The sequence below is a fragment of the Enterococcus sp. E4-150 genome, from assembly GCF_035726465.1.
Lineage (GTDB): Bacteria > Bacillota > Bacilli > Lactobacillales > Enterococcaceae > Enterococcus_B > Enterococcus_B faecium.
Genome location: NZ_JAPRGK010000009.1, coordinates 50,206 through 69,847, shown reverse-complemented (window position 1 = coordinate 69,847; position 19,642 = coordinate 50,206). Strand labels below are relative to the sequence as shown.

The following is a 19,642-nucleotide window of genomic DNA, read 5'->3' as shown; positions in this document are numbered from 1 at the left end:
GATAAACCTTAGATTTTCTCTAAATATAGAAAATCCTTCTTTAGTCCGATACTCTTTCTAGTAGTCCGTATGCTAAAATAAGTATGTAATCGAATAACGAAAAGAATTCAATACTCAACGATAAATGACATGGAGGGTTTATTATGATAAAACGAAATTGGCCGTGGCTTCTAGCATTGGTCTTGCTATTTCTCTTTGTCCGAAACAATAGTTTTTCTTTTGTTCTAGGACTTTTATTGATAGGTGTAGTTTTAGTTTTGTGGGGACTCTTTGGTTCGCGCAGGAAAAAGGGAAAACAAGAAGAAATTCCTGCACTGACTGACGAACTTGAAACTCACTATGAAAAAAGCGGTATGACAGCGAATGAAATTTCATTTTTTCGGCAAACAATGAATCAAACAAAAAATGAGATCAATCAATTGCAAATGAATATGCAGCAGACAGCCAAACTTAAAGCAATCGATCTCCGCCATGATCCAGTCAAAGCAGCAAAAGCTTTATTCAAAGAATTGGTGAAAGAACCAAACCGACTGCATGAAGCAAGTCAGTTTCTTTATACGCATCTGCCGAATCTAGTTGATTTGACAAATAAGTATAATGAGATCAATGACCATGAGATCAAAAACAAACAGACCTATGAAAAACTAGAAGAAAGCGCGCAGATCATCGACCAGCTGTCAGCTTTAATCGCACAAGATTATCAAAAATTCGTTGCTGAGGATCTAGATGATATCGACGTAGAGATATCTGTTGCGAAACAGAGCTTAAAGCGTGATAATAAATATGAACCAGAACAAAAGGATTAACTCTTTTGTTCATAAAAGAAGACTCGGAACATTCAGATGATGTCTGGCTGTTTCGAGTACTTTTTCTAAAGTAGAGACATTCATGTAAGAATCGAGAACAGATTCAACAAGGAGGAATTTTTTATGGATCATAAACCGACTGAAACAAAAGATGTTACACCAGTTAACGATACACTTGAAGATTTATTGAACAACCCGTTTTCAACTCCAACAGATACGCTGACCACTTCACAACAAGCGGAGATTGATCAGCTCCAAGAGCAACAGACAGCTGCTCGTTTAATTGACAAACTACCGGCGGAACGCCAAGAACAAGCTAAACAGCTAGCAGCAAAAATCGATGCTAATGATGCACAGTCTGTTATCAGCTACGGATCGGCTGCCCAAGCAAAATTAAGTGAATTCTCACAATCGATGTTGAATCATGTGCAAGCACAAGATATTGGTCCTGTAGGAGATTCCTTAACTGAACTGATGTATCGTCTCCAAGAAGCCAATCCTGACGAACTGCGTGCCGGAGAAGGGAACATCTTCCAGCGTGTCTTCGGGAAGGTCAAACAATCGATCTATGAAGTGACAGCAAAATATCAAAAGATTGGTGCACAAATTGACAAGATTTCAGTGAAATTAGATAAAGAAAAAGACGGTCTGCTAAAAGATAATCTGATGTTAGAACAGCTTTACCAGAAAAACAAAGACTACTTTGATGCACTGAATATTTATATCGCTGCTGGAGAATTGAAAATGGAAGAACTTCAAACAACGATCATTCCAGAAGCGATGAAAAGAGCAGAAGAAACTGGCGATCAGATGGATGTTCAGATTGCCAATGATTACACGCAATTCCTAGATCGTCTAGATAAACGTACGCATGATCTTCGCTTAGCTAGACAGATCACGATCCAGCAAGCACCACAAATCCGTTTGATCCAAAACACAAATCAGGCCTTGGCTGAAAAGATCCAAGCATCTATCGCTACAGCCATTCCGCTGTGGAAAAACCAAGTCGTGATCGCATTGACCTTGCTTCGTCAAAAAGATGCAGTAACTGCTCAACGCCAAGTCTCTGAAACAACAAACGACTTATTGAAGAAAAATTCAGAAATGCTGAAAATCTCAGCCATCGAAACAGCGAAAGAAAATGAACGTGGAATCGTGGATATCGAGACCCTTCAAACCACTCAAAATGATTTGATCGAAACAATCCAAGAGACATTGCGTATCCAAAAAGAAGGAAAAGAAAAACGTCGTCATGCAGAAGTAGAGCTTGGACACATGGAAGAAGATCTGAAACAAAAACTGTTGGATTTAACCCAATAGATCACCTTTCGCTTGTTACTAAAACAAACGCCCAACAACAGTTTATTACAACTGTTGATGGGCGTTTTTCTTATCTTTCTTCTAACTTCTCCATTGGAGTCTATTTCTCATTCATCTTGCTGTGTCCATAGCCATAGCCAAAATAAATGATCAGTCCAATAACCATTACGATACCGAACACGATCCATGTCACAGTTTGCAGACGAAGCATCAATACAATACAAGTCAAGATGGAGACGATTGGCAATAGCGGAACGAATGGCACTTTGAATTCTCCAGCTTTTGGTTTGCCAAACATTTTTCTCAACTTCAGTAAGCCTAGACTAACAAGCATCAAATAGGCGAGCGCCATGATATTCGTTAGTTCCGCTAATACATTCAATGGGAAAAATCCGGCAAAGAATACAGCTGCCACACCAGCGGCATAAGTCGCTTTTTTCGGTGTACGATGCTTTTGATCGATTTCTGTCATAAACTTAGGAAGTAAGCCATCCTTGCTGACAGCAAACAGTAAACGAGCAAGTGAATACATCATCGAGATCGTTACCGTCAGTAGCGTTAAAATTGCCCCTACAGCGATCACCGCGCCCACTGTTCCATGTCCTACATACCTCATTGCAAAAGCCACTGGGTCATTGACTCCTAGTTCAGTATACGGAACGATTCCTGTCAAGATCAGCGTCACGATGATGTAAAGGACAGTAGCAATCAGTATCGAACCAATGATTCCTCTTGGCACATCTTTTTGCGGGTTTTTGACTTCCTCGGCTGCCATTGCAACGGCATCAAATCCCAAGAAAGCAAAAAACACAAGAGCTGCACCATCTAGCACACCGGAAAAACCAAAAGGCATGAATGGCTGCCAGTTATCAGGTTTAACGAAAAATATTCCTACAATGATAAACAACGCGATGATACCAAATTTGACATATACCATGGCATTATTCAAACGTAATGCTTTCTTGGCTTCAAGCGACACGATGTAAGTGACGAATATCACTACGAGCACCGCAATCAAGTCAATGTATGTACCATTTTCCGGATTGTACCCGCCAGTTAATGCTTGTGGAAGTTCGGCCCCTAAACTTTTCAAAAAACCTTGCATATAGCCAGACCATCCGGAAGCAACAGAGGAAACTGCTAGTAAAAATTCCCCGATCAACAACCACCCTGTCAGCCAGGCAGCAAATTCACCAAATACAACATACAGATAGGCATATGGCCCACCAATCACTGGCACTCGCGAAGCAAATTCTGCGAAACTTAGTCCAGACAAAATGACAACGATTGCAGCTAAGACAAATGAAAGTGACAGTGCTGGACCAGCATTTTGATTGGCCGCAACCCCTGTCACCACAAATATTCCCGTACCGATGATCGCACCAATTCCAAGCATGATCAAATCAGACGTTTTTAGTTCTTTTTTCATCTCACTCGTATGATTGAGATTGATCTCTTTCTTACGAAACAAATCCATTGAAGTTCCTCCCCATTTTAGGTTGGAAAACAGCGATTAAACTGTTTTCATATACCCTAAAAGGATACCACCTAAAATGACTAAAAGGCAACCAACAATAACATAAATGAGCTCTTTTTTCGTTTTTCTTTCGCCAAGGATGAAAATCCCACCTAAAGTAGAGATAATGATCCCCATTTGTGAAAGTGAGAAGCCAACAGCTAAACCAAGTGATTTGACTGTTAGAAGCATGCAGATGTTTCCTAAGCCCCATAATAATCCACAGATCATGTTTTTCCACACAAACTGATCGACTTTAACTTTACGGAAAGCAAAGAAGCTTGCGCCTAAGATCATTCCGATACTTTGAGGTAAGATAATTGACATCGCATCCAAATTCGCCCAGTTGACGATGATGGTATATACACCATAACCAATCGTAGAGAAGATCAATGCTCTAAAACCCTTACCAAAATCAAGCATTTTATTATCTGTATCTATTTTTCCTTCGTCATCTTGTCGGGCAGTCAAATACGCACCGCTTACAAGAAGAGCTAAAGCAATAATACCGTATACATAATCTTTCGTTTGTGTCCATTCATGGAAGAAAACGGCTCCCGCAATCGTATTCAAAATTAATTGAAAACCAGTAGACAATGGTAACCCTACAGAAACACCCATGTACTTCATTCCATGGAACTGTCCATTTTGTCCAACACTCCAAGCTAAGCCGGATAAAAATCCGATCAAGAAAATCCAAGGGGTGATTACAGGACTAACAACGAAAAAGACAACTAAAGAAAACAGAAATGCACCGATCGTCATTCCTAGTGTTTGTTGATTGGCATCGCCACCAATTTTACCACTTACTAAACCAATACTACCCCATGCCAACATAGGGACTAATGCTATTAAAATTTCCATAACCAATCTCCTTTTATTTCACATGATAAGAAACTTATCAGCGAAAACGTTAACAACACAAGCACTTTTTTTCGTTTCTAACGATTTTCTAACGTTTTTCATTATAAAAATTTAAGATTGGGAAAAATAAAGTCATTGTTGTCCCTTTTCCTTCAGTTGATTCAGCCGTCAAATGGATACCTAATTTTTCGGCCAGATTTTTTGCTAAATAAAGTCCTAATCCTGTTGAATGTGTTTTGCTAAGTCGACCATTTCTCCCAGTAAATCCCTTATCAAAGATCCGTTTCAAGTCTTCCGCTGGGATACCGATCCCTGAATCTTTAACTGAAAGGCTGACTCCTTGTGCTTCCTTTTCTATGCTCACAATGATGTTTCCGTGATCCGGCGTATATTTGATGGCATTACTAAGCAATTGGTTGAAGATAAAAGCGATCCATTTAGCATCGGTCAAAACAGTATGATCCTCACCAACAATCTCGTAGCGAATATTTTTTTGGATAAAATAATTTGCCTGACTGCGTATCACAGGCTGAATGATTCCTTTTAGTCCATATTCTTGGATGAGGTAGTCCCGCGAGAAACTGTCGAGTCTTGCATAATACAAAACTTGTTCTACGTATTCATCGATTTTTGATAATTCATTTTCTAGTAATGTATACTTTTGATCGTCAATATCGAACTCGATCGAACGAACTAGCAATTTAGAAGCGGAAAGTGGCACTTTGATTTCATGGACCCATGAGTCAATATAATCTTTTTGGTCTTGTTGATTACTGATTGCTGATTGCATTACTTCTTGGTGTTCACGGATCAGCTGATTGATATATTCTTCCACAAGTTTTTCTTCTTCTGTTCGTCCACCGCTCAAATAGTTTTGCAAAGGGGAAGTTTTTTGTATGTCGGCTAATTTTCCCCACCATCTTCTCTTGCTCAAGTAACCACCCAGCAGATAAAAAATCAGAAAGACGCCCTCAATCAAAGCTAAATAAGCAATTGTGCTCAAATCCACTTTGATGTTTGGCGCCAGCCACATCACAAAGATCGTCAATGCAATAAAAAACAGCCATCCCAAGATCAATGTCCACTGATCTTTCAAATATTTAAAAAAATTCATCTTAACCGCTCATCCTTTCAGGGAACGATATATCCCTGTCCTACTTTTGTTTCGATATATCCTTGGATACCTGCCTGTTCGATTTTTCGGCGTAACCGATTTATGTTGACTGTCAATGTATTGTCATCTACAAATCGTTCGTCATCCCACAGTGCTCGCAGCAATTTTTCCCGACTTAAGATCTTTCCATTGTGCTTCATCAAAATAAATAATAGACGATATTCATTTTTGCTCAAATCAATGATCTCTCCGTTGATTTCCATACTTCCGTTGTCAACATTCAACGTAATGCCATTGTGGCTCATCATTTCACTAGATAATTCTGTGTAGTTGTAAGAACGGCGAAGTAATGCATTGATTTTTGCAATCAGTACATCGATTTGGAAAGGTTTTGTCACAAAATCATCTGCCCCCATGTTCATAGCCATGATCATATCCATATTCGTATTCCTGCTGGAGATAAAAATGAACGGTACTTTCGATACTTCACGTATTTTTTGACACCAATAATAGCCATCCAAAACGGGAAGATTAATATCTAGTATTACAAGCTGTGGTTCTTCTCTTTCAAAGTCTGAGAACACTTGATTGAAATCGGTCGTTCCAAAGGTTTCAAATTGCCATTTCTCAAGTTCCTCCATGATCAATTGTCGAATGATCTCTTCGTCTTCGACTACCATGATTTTTGCCATAAAAAATCCCTCCATCTTTCTTCTTGCTACTACAATATCAAAGAAGCCCTTGTGAAACAAGTTGGCTTACCTGGAAAATGTCATTTTAGCAAACGTTAAAAAAAACTGGAAATATGCGATTTAATCGCGTTTGTCTCTTCCAAGCAGCTTAAATTTATTATGTTATTCTTAATAATTGGTCTATTATCTGTTATTTTTCCTTAGTTGTTTTTGTCTTTTAAATTTTCGATAACACCAATAACCGAAAAGCGTTAGCACTAGCAATATACCTAGAAGGAGTATAAGTAATCGATAAAGATGGTATTTTTTTGTCTGTTCTATCTTTGAAGAGACTTCTTCTGTAAAGGGAACTCGCCTTCCTGTCACTAGTAATCGGTGAGTGTTCACGGTGTAAGGTGTACAAGTGATAAGTGTGACTAGATCCTGCTTTTCTCTGATTGCTAATGTATTTGTTTTTGTTGGAAGGACAACAATTTTCTCAACGACTTCATAAGCGAGCATCCGACCATACACTTCAAGATAGAATCGGTCATCTTGCTCCATTTCTTCAAGATCCGTAAAGAGTTTTTTCTCAGCAATACCGCTATGGGCGGTAATCACGGAATGTGTACTCTCTCCTCCAGTTGGAAAAGAGGTGCCTTGCAGGACTGTCGCTCCTCTATCTAACAAAAGATCATTCGTTTCATCAAATAAAGGCAAGCTAACATTGATTTTCGGAATATAGATGGCTCCGATCATATGTTGTTCGTAATATTCTTTTCCTGGATTTTGGACATTTCTAACCGCTTGCTCAAAAGGATCTTTGACTTGTCCCATTCCTGGGATTACTGATGTATGAGCAAGCGTCTGATTTTTCTTTTCATGCACTGCTAATTGTTGCTCATGTTTTTCTTCTTTATCGCGTTCAAGCTGCTTTTGATAATTCTCGATCCTTCTTTGATCCAAATAATTGCTGAGAGCATCTGCTAAAAATGGATATGTAAAAACTGCAGCTCCGGCAAGAAACATCACTGCCATAAATAATTGTAATAAAAGACTGATTTGGGCTTGAGGTCTATTACCTGTTTTCTTTTTCATTTTCTTCACCTTCTTATTTAAAAAAACTGCAGCAACCTTTATAAAACCGATTGCTGCAGCTTATTTTTGTTGCTTATACTTCAGACTTCATTTTAGATTTACGGTACCAGCTGTACGCTCCAATCATCAAACTTATTCCGATTAGTAAGAATGCCAAGAGCCCGTTCCCACCAGTAGCAGGAAGTGACCCGCGTTTCATATTCGGTACTCTTTCTGGCCCTGGATTTTCTACTCCTACGATCTGAATTTCTTCATTATAGCTTCCATAAGAGATGATAAATTCAGTAAAGGCTGCCTCACCTGTTGGAAGTACATAACCTTCTGGCGCCATGGTCTCTTTCATTTGATAGGTTCCATAATCTAACCCTTGAACCTCAAAGTATCCATTTCCATCTGCGACAAATTCTGTTGCTTGTCCGCTTGTTGCCCACTCAATTCTATCTGCTCCTGATTCATAAACAGCTAAAGGCGACTCCCCTTTATAAAATATTGCGTATTCAGAACGGTCTTCATTCCACAATTCGAATCTTGCATCTTTAAGCAATTCACTGCTTGATGCATCATATTTTTCAAACTTTCTTCCACCTGTTGTGACTTTCTCTGGCGGCTCTACTCCTTCTTCATAATCAAATTCATCATTTCGTCCGATTTCAATAACCGCTGTGTTGTTATGGAAATCATCCGCTTCTAGTTCTGTGGAAACCTTCAAATTATACGTGATCGTTAAATCTCCTCCACGTGCATCTGCTAATCTACCTAAAGTATCTACTTTGGCTACTCCATTTTCTTCTGTCAAAATCGTCACGACAAACCCGTTGTTTACTACTTCTACTATATAATCTTGTCCTTTTGTTAAAATCGTCTCGCCGGCTCGCACTTCTATTTCCTGATCATAATAAGTTAGACCAACTGTAGGCGTATCTGTGATTTTGTAATTTTTGATAACAGCGCTTCCGTTTTCAAGGACAGAATCGATGAAATAAGGAATAGGTGCTGTGATCGTGTAAGAAGCCGTTTTTCCTCTTTCTAGATCAATATAAGAAATCGTTTCTTGTTCTCCAGCTTCATTAATAATCGTTACTTGTCTAAGGTCGCTTTCCTCTACATTCATCTGTTTATCTGCTTCTCTGATTTCGTTTTTCGGATACAAATGCACATCTGTATTGTATGTGTCTTTCCATGTAGAACCATACCACACACCATCCACCATATCAGGCATCATCACTGGCATCATAACAACCATTGGAGACGCGATTCTGGAAATATGAGCTGGCGAATAAGTTTCTAAGAAAAGATAGACTTTATCTCTAGAAGAAGGTGCTTCTTCCGTCACTTGGACGGTAGAAAATACCGCTTCTCCAGCTTCATTCGTTGTTTGTTTGTCAATACTTGTCAGTCGATATTTTAAAAACCAACTTTCTGTGTGCCGTTTTTGAATCCATTCAATCGCTTCGGCAGAATTAAGACCGTCTTCTCGTTCCGGAGTTAAAGGATTATCTCGAATCAAATCGTAATATACTTCCGTTACGTCAAACAAATCAAAATCGACTCCTGGAATATTTTCTTCACCAAAATCCGTAGAAACCAATCCGCTATTCGGTCGTTCTTCCGGAACAGATGAGAAACCTTTTTTGTGTAATGTAATCGTCACTTCACTTGGTTTTTGTGCGACTTCTTCGGCTTGGACTAGTTTTCCGTTCCCGAAAATCCCTATTCCCGCAGTAACGAGTAACAGTACACTCATTCCCGTGACAATCATTTTTTTATTCATTTTTTTCTCCCCGTTCTTTTTTTATTAATAAAACAGCACCTAACAATAAAAGAATTCCTAGTAAAGAAATCAACGTTCTTGCTTCATTCGTTTGCGGGAATACGGACCATTTTCCTGATTGACCTGGATTGCTTGGACCACTCGGCTCTTTCGGGTTGTCCGTTGTTTCTTTTACGGTCTCGTTATAAACACGTGGTGTTGCGGATTCATAGGCAGAGACTGGAACTTTCCCGGATTCTAATTCAGCCATCTCCTGTCCGTTAACTACTACATATTGTGGTTGGCCTTTTGCATCCACCCAAAATTCAGGGATGATGACCTCGATTCTCTTACTTGCTTCATCCATCTCGTAACCTTCCACACCTTTTAATTCTTCAAAATAATAGGTGCCAGAAGGCAAGAAACGTTGTCCTGTCGTAACAAGGCCCTCTTTATCCGAAATGAATTTGCTTACATTTTTGTCATTCAAAGGATCATTGTCTGCTGGTTTGATCCATTGATTTTTCAAGTCATTAGCAGGAGCCATATCTAAATAATATTTCTCCCCTTCTATCATCTGATATAGAGCAAAAACAGCACCTTCTAATGGTTTTCCTTTTTCAGTTGTTCCTCTTTGACGTCCATACTTGAAGAAGTATGGATCTCTTAGATAACCGACATTTTTAGGATAGATATGAATCTCTTGCAGTTCCTCGGTTGATTCTGTCGGGTGATAAATTGGCAAAATAGCAGCAATTGGGATAGCTGTCTGATCGATATCAACATCCAATCCAACTTCTGGATCAATCGATTCTTCGAAAATCAAATAAACTGCATCCCGATCTTGGTTTTTCTTAGGTGCTTTGATACGTGCAATCCCGTCTCCTAATCCGCCAACCGTATCTTTCCCAGTTGTTACCGAAGTCCCTATTTGGACAAGCCTTTCTTCTGTGATTAGCTGACGGATATTGTTTCTGTTCGTTTCAGCGATTTGCTGGACGAATTCTTTAGGAGTCATGTTTTCAGCAGCTTTTTTTTCATGATAATAATCGGTCATGTCGTAAATGGCAAATGTCGCTCCATTTAGTGGCACCGTCTGTGAAATGATATCTGCTGTTTCCCCTGCTTCCTCAGAGATAGCCAAGCCATCATTTTCATGGTATTCAAATTGATCGTTATAATCGATATCTCGAATCATCCGTTTATGCAACACGAATTCCACGACATCTTCCCCTGATTCTTCTGCCGACATCGCCTGTGGAAGAAGGACTGCTGCAAGCGGTAGTAAAACAAGTAATTGAAGCATCAAACACAACAGCTTTTTCATTACCTTGCTCCCTCCTTTTTAGATTGTCTGACAAACAAACCATAGGCTGCTCCTGCAAGCGCCATGAAGAATGCAGCAAGCAGGATATAGAATAATCGTCCGGATCCTCCTGTAGCAGGCAACGGATTTTCAGGATCGTTCCCGACACTAAGCTGTAATCTGATTCGATTTGTCTCCAAAAGTTCATATTCTAACTCTTGCTGTAGATCAGGCGTCTCTGCTTCTTCGTTTGGATAATACGAAATCTCAACTTTTAGTGTACCCGCTTCTTTTCCTGGAACTACCCGATCATTTTCTATGTCAGGTTCTTCTCGATAACTAATTTCTAAAATAAAGTAACCTGGAAGTTTTCTATAGCTGTCAGGTGACTTCACTTCCTTGATCCGATAGACCCCTTCCAACAAGTCTGAAGCATTGAATAGGGAAGAATCGTTTGGATCTGGTGCCAAGCCTCCCTCGATGATTTCATACTCTCCTGCACTATTTTGTTTCTCAATTGAAAATTCTGCGCCTTCGAGACGTCGGCTATTCATACTGTCAATTTTCAAAAGTTCCAAATCGATTGGCGCTAGTTCATCTTCTAAGGTTACTTGTAGTACACCATCGATGATTTCATAGCCTTCCGGCAAGGGAGCAGTTTCGTCTTCGATGACCGTATCTTCAATGATAAACTTACCTTCTTCATTCAGTGCAAACTGGAACACTTGATCAGATAGCCGATACCCATTTGGTGCGACAGATTCCGAGACCTCATATTCACCGATAGACAGATGCAGGGGTTGGTCGTAATTTAAATCGACATACTTTTCTACTCCTACGGCACGAGAATAGAAGTATCCGATCCCAGGCAAACGTTTCGATTCTTCTGGTTCTAACGGATTACCAGTGTATGCTCGATACAGCGGGAAGGAAGAATCCCCCACTTTCCTGATATCGAAACCTGCACCATCTAATGTATGGCCTTCATGGTCTAATTTTCTCACTCGGATCTCCCGATAATCAAACGTATTGTAAGCAGTGAATGCTACCCATAAACGATCCTCTTCATCTGTTGTATACGTGAGATATTGCCAATTTTCTTCACCTGTTTGCTTGAGCTGGATAGTCCCTATACCATTATCGTAAATTCGCAAGATCCATGTGTCATTTTCGTCAGGTTCTTTGAAACCTTCTGGGTTCTGGCTCTCAATGATTTTGTATTCTGCATAGTTAGTAGTTTCTTCACTATCCTTATAAACAAATGAATCTGGCTCTCCGATTGGATGAATAACTTTCTCACCATCCACGATTACATATTTCCCGTCTTCATCTACTGAATAGAACGTGAGCCTCCCTTTCTCTTCCTCCACTTCGTTCACACCAGAAAGCCCTTTCGCTACTGGATATCCGATTTCCAGTCCGTTACCATCTGTTTCATAAAGTTCAAACTCTGCGCCATTGATTGGCATATTACTTCCTTCAATTAGTTTATTGATATTCATGTGGATTGGCTTGAATTCATTTCGCATTTCCAGTTTGACATACAACTCATCATACTCTGTGCCTTCTATGTTGGGCTCTTGTACAACAGAAAGCTTGTGATATTCTCCTTCATAATAGGAATTCGGATCTTTACCTTCCGGTCCGCCGACTCTCGAACCAGATGTATATTCATCTACAAGCTCGTAGTGACCTAACATCTCATCTTCGTTGGCTGCATATTTTTTGATTTGGAATTGATATGTCTCATCTACTAACTGATAACGTGGTGGTCCAGCGATCTCTCTGATCCAAAATATGTCGCTGACTGCTCCAGTTTCATCTCCTAAAATCGGCATCTTCGTTTCAAAGATCGCTATTCCGTCCGTGGTCGTTTTACTTGTTTCGATTGGTTCGGCTTCCCCACTCTCTGGATTTTGGTCATATAATGCAAATTCGACTCCAGCCAACGGCTCGCCATTTTGACCCTTCTTGCTGACTTGGAAATTACGGCCTTTATGTTCGTAACGAATGGAAGGAGATGGGAAATACATCCGTCCAGTAGTGATATCATTCTCATAATCCTCCAGGTTCTGAATATAGGCCATATTGTTCACTGTGTAAAAATTTCCGTCTTGAGCTCCCGCATCAAGTTTTACTTGGTACTTGATCCTGACCATTTCCCCTTCACCTAAAGAAATCGGAGAAAATTTATAAGCTTGGTTTTCCCGTCCGACATACGTTGTCGGAGTCGCCACTACTTCTGGTGGGGCTTGTCCATGACGTTCTTCATCCCATATTTCTGGCTCTTGGTACTTCATGCCGTTTTCTCCTGGATCTAGATGGTAAAACTGAATATCTGCCGATCTGCCAGCTCTAAATGGTGAGACATTAAAACCAGTTTCATCATAAAGTGTGGCTTGCTGGATCGTTCTCTTGAAGGTAGAAGAGATATCCTCCAAGGCTGTAACAATGTCATTCTTGTTGTTCGCATTGTAATATCGCGGTGTTACGCCATCTTCTTCTAAATCAGCAATATTTTTCAATACATTTCGTCCAATAGCATCTAGTCGTTGTCTCCCGCTAACGTTTCCATCGATTCCTAAACCAATGGAGAAGATACTTGGCGGGTTCTCTTGATACTTGTTTTTCAGCCAATGATGATAAGCAACTGTGTTGATCGCAGATGACTTTTCTTGCGAAGTAGGACTGCCATTCGTATTGTTATTAGAAGAACCATCACCAACCCAGTGAGTCGCTTTATTATCTCCTTCTTTTACCTCTCCATAACGATAGTGTACATTTACTTCATCTTCTGGACGGTTAAAGTCAGATGCATAGGTAACTGGATGAGTAAACCCTGCATTAGAAGTATTCCCAGAAAACTCCTCAAAATTTCTGAACAAAACGCCATTATCTTCAGCAATCTTATCTTCCATCACAGTCCAGTTGCTCCAAGCTCCATTAGTGTTCGTACGATAACTTGACTGAATCGGTGCATAACTGAAGGTCGGTGTCCCATCTCCCACAACGATCAGGATTTTTTCTGGATTTCTATTTTCTCCGCCATTGTCTTTATACAATGTTTCATAGCCATTTTTAAGCCCTAGTGTAAGCGGAGTTCCTCCGATTGGTGTACGATTTAATGCTGTATTCTCACTTCCCGTCAAACGATTGATATCATTTGTCAATGGAAAGATGTCCGAACTGATTTGCTCATGGTTATTGATAGCTGTACTATTATGGTAAAAATTCACCATACCGATTCGAATATCCAGACTCGGGTCAGAGAGCAGATCTTTACTCATTTCGTTTACTGCCTCAATCAACGCAGCATTTTTAGTTTGACTATTGGTCCCAACAGTTAATTCACTCATACTCGCTGACTTATCTAGAACAAAAACGATATCGATTGGACTGATTTCCTTTTTCTCGCCCCCGATGACATCTAGATAGACATTGTAAAGGGTTGTTGCATCTTCAGGATGTAGATCAGATGCTGTGCTGCTTGGCAGAACAGGTTCTACCCATTTTTTGATGTACGCCCCGTTATAATCCAAGTAACTGTTTTCAAAATTCCGTTCATTTCCCCAAAGCTGAACGGTTTGAGCTGGAACGTTTCTATCTTCTTCGCCTGCAGTTGATCCATTATTAGTAGCATAGTCGTAATTTCGCCAGTTCGCTCCCCCGTTTGTATAATCACTATCATCGATCAAGTTCTCTCCGTCATATGGCGAGCCTTTGTCTCCTTGATAGCGTTCATTGCTTTGTGTCCAATTTCCTAACACTTTTGTATAGTCATTCGTTGTAAATTTCGGGTAGCGATGCTGTTCGTTTTCAACTTCTCCGCTAGGATAGATATATTCATAGGGGTCTTGCGTAGCTGTTGGCCCAAGACGCTCCAAAATACCGTTGAATAACTGGCGTTGAATGCGCTGGAGTGCTTGACCGCTGGGTACGATTGGTTCGTCCAGCTTTTCCATCTCATTTTCTTCGCTACGTTGAATTTCAGCGGAATCTTCTGTATCAGTTTCATTTTCTTGTAATTCTTGATTATCTATTCTTTCATCAACCACCACTTGAAGAGGTAGTTCCCCTTCGTTCACATCGGGGATCTTTTCTGTTTCAAAAATCAATGTGCCGGTTTCTGCTTCTTTTGAATAAACTTTTCCGACATACCATTCTTGACCATCGATCGTCTCGGCTTTTAGGTCTTCTCCATCTTCATCATAGGAGGATAGACCTGTTCCACGAACGTTTTTTACGGTACCAATCCCGGCGGCTGCCGCATCGATTGCTAAACGTATTCTACCTTCATTGGCACTTTCCTTTTTTTCAAAAGCCAGATGCCATTCAAGGGTTTCTTCTTTTTCAATATACTTCCCTTCAATTTTTGCATAGTCCTCATCTAAGAATACCTCATCCTCCTTTGTTTCTGTTGACTCAGCAGCTACATCCAGTGTCGTCATATGATAGACTGACTGGAAATATGGTCCAAATAGCAAACTGACAGTTACTAACTGCAAAAGCTTCAATTTTAACCCTTTCACATCCTTATACTCCTTTCAAAAATATTTGTCTTCTTTCACAACAATCAACAAAACAATACCCATCTAATTATAATTTAATTTAATTTTAATTTTAAATCAAATGATATCCTTTTTAGTTAAAAAACACCAATTATACAACATTTATTATTAAAATTAAATTATAAAATTTTATAACGTTCTCATTTAACAAAACTTAAGTTATTAAGACAAATGAATAAACAACTACGCTTTCCTCGAAACAAAAAAATAAAGCACAAATGCGCATTTACGCACTCATGCTTTATTCGTACAATTAATTCAGATAACGGCAGCGCATAGGATGCCAATAACACTTCCTAAAATAGCTCCTCCTAAAATGTCAGTAGGATAATGTAAAAGTAAAAAAATCCTCGAATAAGCGATCAAACAAGCAAATAAAAAGGCTAATATTCCTGCAACTGGACTTAATTCGAACAACGCAGCTACTGATAAAAAGGCTAGCGCTGTGTGTCCTGAAGGAAAAGAAGATGTCTTCGGTTTACTTGTGTAAAGGACAAGCCGACGATTTTTTTCATAAGGTCTTTTCCGTCTTGTCGTTTTTTTGATAAAAAGCAAACCAACAAAAAAATAGATCAAACTGCCGATAAGAATGGCTAGACCATATTCTCTAGTATCAGGTATCAAGACTAAAACAGCAGCAAGGAGCAACCAAATAAAACCACCATTAGAGATATTACTGATAAATTTCAAAAAATTGATTTTTCGACTATCCGTTTTCCGTTGCTTGGCGAACTTGTTGATAATACTATCATCGATTTTAGCAATCAAACGCAACATGTTATTCCTCCTTTTTAAGAACCTTTTCTTGCGTACGATGGATAAAAAGCAGGACTTGAAAATAAAACAAGAAACTGAAACCTAATAAAGCAAAATAGATTGGTCCTGCAAACCAGAATGCGACAAGAAGGATCAACGTGCCTGCCAAATAGAAAAGCGCGCTTTTGAAATCATTAAAAAACAAGAAAAATGCAGTAATCCAAGAAGCTTCTTTTTGTTCCAGTTGAAGCAAGATTTTGTAACTAAAGAGAAGCGCGCTTAATAGAAGCAAAAACAACGTAGTATACATCAATGTATAGCCAATTCCCCCACCCCAATAGCGGAAAATCTGATAATCGATCAATAGAAGAAGAAAATAAACACTTGCTAAACTATCTTGCTTTCCATAAAGAGAGAAGTTCTCACGAAACTTTTTCCAGAATAGTGAACCGAGCTTTTTCTCTTCATTTTTTTTGTAATGATAAATCATATACAGAACTGTTCGACTTGCAGTTCCTAATGTGAAAACAGGCAAGACGCACAGGAACCATAGTAGCTGTAAATGGATAAGATGTGGAATCCATTCAATGATTTCTAAGAAATAATCATTGGCTTTTTTACCAATCGATCGATTCATCATCCTTTTGAACCTCCTGTCAAATCCATCCCTTCAATGAAATAACGTTGTGCAAAAAAGAACAGCAAAATCGTCGGGATCAAGACAAGTGTTGCTCCTGCCATCAGATAATTCCATTGTGTCGTTGCTTGGTTCTGAAAAACTTGCAAGCCAATCTGTAACGTGTATTTTTCTTGATCTTGGATATATAACAGAGGACCTAAGAAATCATTCCAAGCTGCGTTGAAGGAATTGATCGCAATGGTAATCAAGGCAGGTTTCGTCAATGGAAGCATCAAATGACTCCAAATGTACAAATGATTCGCTCCGTCGATTTCAGCAGCTTCGATCAATTCATTATTGATCGATAAGTAAAATTGACGCATCAGAAATATATTGAACGCATTGCCGAAGAACGATGGAACGATCAGGGGCAAATAAGTACCTACCCAGCCGATCTTGGAGAATAATACATATTGAGGGATCATCGTTACAAACCCCGGGATCATCATCGTAGAAAGAACCAAAGCAAACATCAGCTTTTTCCCAGGAAAATCAAGCTTCGCAAATCCATAAGCAATAAAAGAATTTGAAAGGACATTACCGATCACTACTAGCACAGTGATGAATAATGTATTTCTTGCATAGCGCCAAAAAGGAAAGGCGGCAATCGTATCCAGATAGTTTTCCCATACGATTTTTTCTGGGAAAAAGGTCGGAGGATAACGAACGATTTCTTCCATTGGTTTCAATGAAGTAAACACCATCCAAAGCAATGGAATGATCAAAATGATTCCTATTACTGTCATGAGGACATAACTTAGTATTTTTTTTGTTTGCCGATTCACACTGGTCTTTTTGAAATAATCCATCATTTGCCGTCACCTCCAGAATAATAGACCCACTTAGGTGCAAGCTTCAAATTGACAAACGTCAGAACCAACACGATCAGAAACAGGATCATTGACATAGCCATCGCATAACCCATATCAAAAGCTACGAACGCCTTGTTCCACATATGCAGATTATAAAAAAGCAAAGAATTTGCAGGTCCGCCTGTTCCATTTTTCGTCATGACATAAGCTTCTTGAAAAATTTGGAAAGAACCGATCGTAGAGGTGATCACATCGTAAAAAATAATAGGAGTGATTAATGGCAAAGTAATACTTTTGAACTTTCCCCAAACGCCTGCTCCATCGATTTCTGCTGATTCATATAAAGATCTAGGAACATTTTGTAATGTAGCTAAGTAAAGTAGCATTGCTCCTCCAGAACTCCATATTTTCATCAAAATCAACGCAGGTTTCGTCCATTGTGGATCAAACAGCCAAGCTGGTCCAGGGATATGGAACCAGCCCAGAAATGTGTTGATCAATCCTGCAGATGGAGAAAGCAGCTGCATCCATAAGATGTAGACTGCTACTCCTGATAAGACTGCCGGTAAATAGAAAGCTGTACGGAATACACTGATTCCTTTGATTTTTTGATTGAGTACTGTGGCTAAAAACACACTGAAAATCGTCGTCAGCGGTACATTGAAGATGACGAAATAAACGGTGTTGTATAACGATTTCCAAAATAAATCATCGTGAACGAACATTCTTTTGAAATTTGCTAGACCAATGAAATTCATCTTGGATGTCAAATTATAATCGGTGAAACTACCAATAACTGAAAAAAGCATAGGCCCTAGCATAAATACCAAGAACCCGATAATAAAAGGCGAGATAAATAAATAGGCCCATCTTGCTTCTTTTTTCTTTCGGATAGATAAACGCTTCAAATTTTCTTGCCTCCTCTGTACCTAGACAGTCAAAAATGGATTATTGATTTTGCTTGACTAAGTTTTCTACTGCTTTTTGTGCATCTGCCAATCCTTCTTTTGGTGATTTTGTTCCTAAAAGAATCTGGTCAATCTGTTCATTCACTAATGTCGTGTAATCCGGAGCATCTAAAGGAACTGGTGTGATCACCGTATTTTTAAAGTTTTCGTCCGCCATTTGATAGATCATTTTTCCTTTATCCGTTAGGTTGTCATTATTCACTAAATTCTCATTGGCTGTCTTGCTCGCCATGATATCAAAACTTTTTTCGCCGAATTTTTCTTGTACTTCTGGAGAAGAAAGATATTTGATGAATTCATAAGAGGCCTCAGGATCTTTTGCTCCGTATGGTACTTCCAAGACGAATCCGCCACCCCATGACCAATGGCCTGAACCTTCTTCTTTTTCTGGGAGCTGCATCACGCCAAAATCAAAATCATCCGGTGCATTTTCCATCAAACTAGAGTAATAATTGATATTTTGGGCACGCATGGCTACTAATCCGGAAATAAATGGATCAGATACACCAGACCCAAATTCGGCTTCTAATTTATTGATCGTATTTTTCCCATAATAATCTTGCCAGTCTTGGATCCACTCCAAGGCTTCCACTTTATTTTTAGTATCAATCTTGACTTTTTCATCTTTGTCAAACCAACTAGTCCCGTTATCTGCGTTTAGCGCCCATACATCAGCCCCTAAATTCCATAATGGATAAAAACCGATGCGTGTAAATTCTTTTCCTTCTTTTTTATCTAGTTTACGTGCTGTTTCTTCTAATTCATCCCAAGTTGTCGGTAGATCTTGTTCACTGATTCCAGCTTCTTTAAATAACTTTTTATTATAAAAAATGACTTGTGTATCTGTATTGAATGGGATCGCATAAGGATCACCTTCATATTCTACTGTATCCCAAAGCTGCGGATAAAAATCCTTAGAAGTGTCTTTTTCTACATATTTGGAGAGATTAGTTGCTTGCTGTGCTTCTGCTCTTTGGGCAACGGAATTTATGTCCTGTACAATAACATCGGGTGCATTTCCAGCTGTTATTGCAGATAAAGATTTAGTCCAAATATCCCCCCATGGCTGATACTTATAATTTACATGGATCTCGTTTTGTGATTGATTGAAATCCTCAATGATTTCTTCGATAGCTTCTTTTCGTGCACCGGATCCCCAAAAGGACCAGAAATCAATATTTTTTCTTCCATCACTTGTTTTTTCAGAAGAATTTGCTGCACTTGAACTGGCATCGCTTGCATTACTTGATCCGCATCCTCCTAATAAAAAAAATGCTGAACTTGCCAGCAACCCTGTAAACAATAATTTTTTCATATTTTACCTCCAAATTTTAATGTAACCGATGTCGGTTTTAATATAACGATATCATTTTGTTCTGAAAATAACAATTTATAAGGTATGATTCTAAAAAAA

At 39.2% G+C, this 19,642-nt stretch carries 15 protein-coding genes; 2 read left to right on the top strand and 13 right to left on the bottom strand.

Going from position 1 to position 19,642, the window contains the following annotated elements; genetic code table 11:
- The first annotated feature begins 143 nt into the window (after nucleotides 1–143).
- Nucleotides 144–806 carry a 5-bromo-4-chloroindolyl phosphate hydrolysis family protein gene (locus tag OZ002_RS09015; protein WP_002286764.1) on the top strand — a complete coding sequence of 221 codons (663 nt, stop codon included), beginning with the start codon at nucleotides 144–146 and terminating at the stop codon, nucleotides 804–806.
- A gap of 123 nt (nucleotides 807–929) precedes the next feature.
- Nucleotides 930–2,126: a toxic anion resistance protein gene (locus OZ002_RS09010; RefSeq protein WP_002286766.1), complete on the top strand. Its 1,197-nt coding sequence runs from the start codon at nucleotides 930–932 to the stop codon at nucleotides 2,124–2,126.
- 100 nt (nucleotides 2,127–2,226) lie between these two features.
- On the opposite strand, the gene OZ002_RS09005 is transcribed toward OZ002_RS09010, so the two are convergent.
- The 13 genes from OZ002_RS09005 to OZ002_RS08945 form a co-directional block, all read right to left on the bottom strand.
- Nucleotides 2,227–3,603, bottom strand: a complete 1,377-nt coding sequence (locus OZ002_RS09005) for an amino acid permease (RefSeq protein ID WP_002286768.1) — start codon at nucleotides 3,601–3,603, stop codon at nucleotides 2,227–2,229.
- A 36-nt stretch (nucleotides 3,604–3,639) separates the two neighbouring features.
- Nucleotides 3,640–4,506 carry a GRP family sugar transporter gene (locus OZ002_RS09000; protein WP_002286769.1) on the bottom strand — a complete coding sequence of 289 codons (867 nt, stop codon included), beginning with the start codon at nucleotides 4,504–4,506 and terminating at the stop codon, nucleotides 3,640–3,642.
- An 88-nt stretch (nucleotides 4,507–4,594) separates the two neighbouring features.
- Nucleotides 4,595–5,620 (bottom strand): two-component system sensor histidine kinase SapS, encoded by a 1,026-nt coding sequence (gene sapS / locus OZ002_RS08995; protein WP_002286770.1) that lies wholly within the window; start codon nucleotides 5,618–5,620, stop codon nucleotides 4,595–4,597.
- 17 nt (nucleotides 5,621–5,637) lie between these two features.
- Nucleotides 5,638–6,312, bottom strand: a complete 675-nt coding sequence (sapR, locus tag OZ002_RS08990) for a two-component system response regulator SapR (protein WP_325083153.1) — start codon at nucleotides 6,310–6,312, stop codon at nucleotides 5,638–5,640.
- A 183-nt stretch (nucleotides 6,313–6,495) separates the two neighbouring features.
- Entirely contained in the window at nucleotides 6,496–7,389 is an 894-nt protein-coding gene (locus OZ002_RS08985) for a class C sortase (RefSeq protein WP_002331657.1), read from the bottom strand.
- A 73-nt stretch (nucleotides 7,390–7,462) separates the two neighbouring features.
- Nucleotides 7,463–9,160 carry a SpaH/EbpB family LPXTG-anchored major pilin gene (locus OZ002_RS08980; RefSeq protein WP_325083151.1) on the bottom strand — a complete coding sequence of 566 codons (1,698 nt, stop codon included), beginning with the start codon at nucleotides 9,158–9,160 and terminating at the stop codon, nucleotides 7,463–7,465.
- Nucleotides 9,153–10,466 (bottom strand): pilin N-terminal domain-containing protein, encoded by a 1,314-nt coding sequence (locus OZ002_RS08975; RefSeq protein WP_002331659.1) that lies wholly within the window; start codon nucleotides 10,464–10,466, stop codon nucleotides 9,153–9,155. The genes OZ002_RS08980 and OZ002_RS08975 overlap by 8 nt, the downstream gene beginning before the upstream one ends.
- On the bottom strand, nucleotides 10,466–14,974 hold the full coding sequence (locus OZ002_RS08970; RefSeq protein WP_252704095.1) for a SpaA isopeptide-forming pilin-related protein: 4,509 nt from the start codon (nucleotides 14,972–14,974) through the stop codon (nucleotides 10,466–10,468). Before OZ002_RS08970 ends, OZ002_RS08975 begins: the two co-directional genes overlap by 1 nt.
- Nucleotides 14,975–15,271: 297 nt before the next feature.
- Complete coding sequence (locus OZ002_RS08965) at nucleotides 15,272–15,790, bottom strand: phosphatase PAP2 family protein (protein WP_002286782.1); 519 nt, start codon at nucleotides 15,788–15,790, stop codon at nucleotides 15,272–15,274.
- Between the two features lies 1 nt (nucleotide 15,791).
- Nucleotides 15,792–16,409 carry a YesL family protein gene (locus OZ002_RS08960; RefSeq protein ID WP_156249093.1) on the bottom strand — a complete coding sequence of 206 codons (618 nt, stop codon included), beginning with the start codon at nucleotides 16,407–16,409 and terminating at the stop codon, nucleotides 15,792–15,794.
- Nucleotides 16,406–17,260 carry a carbohydrate ABC transporter permease gene (locus OZ002_RS08955; RefSeq protein ID WP_002286786.1) on the bottom strand — a complete coding sequence of 285 codons (855 nt, stop codon included), beginning with the start codon at nucleotides 17,258–17,260 and terminating at the stop codon, nucleotides 16,406–16,408. The genes OZ002_RS08960 and OZ002_RS08955 overlap by 4 nt, the downstream gene beginning before the upstream one ends.
- Nucleotides 17,257–18,168 (bottom strand): carbohydrate ABC transporter permease, encoded by a 912-nt coding sequence (locus tag OZ002_RS08950; protein ID WP_002286787.1) that lies wholly within the window; start codon nucleotides 18,166–18,168, stop codon nucleotides 17,257–17,259. Before OZ002_RS08950 ends, OZ002_RS08955 begins: the two co-directional genes overlap by 4 nt.
- A 40-nt stretch (nucleotides 18,169–18,208) precedes the next feature.
- Complete coding sequence (locus OZ002_RS08945) at nucleotides 18,209–19,543, bottom strand: ABC transporter substrate-binding protein (RefSeq protein WP_156249092.1); 1,335 nt, start codon at nucleotides 19,541–19,543, stop codon at nucleotides 18,209–18,211.
- Nucleotides 19,544–19,642: the final 99 nt, after the last annotated feature.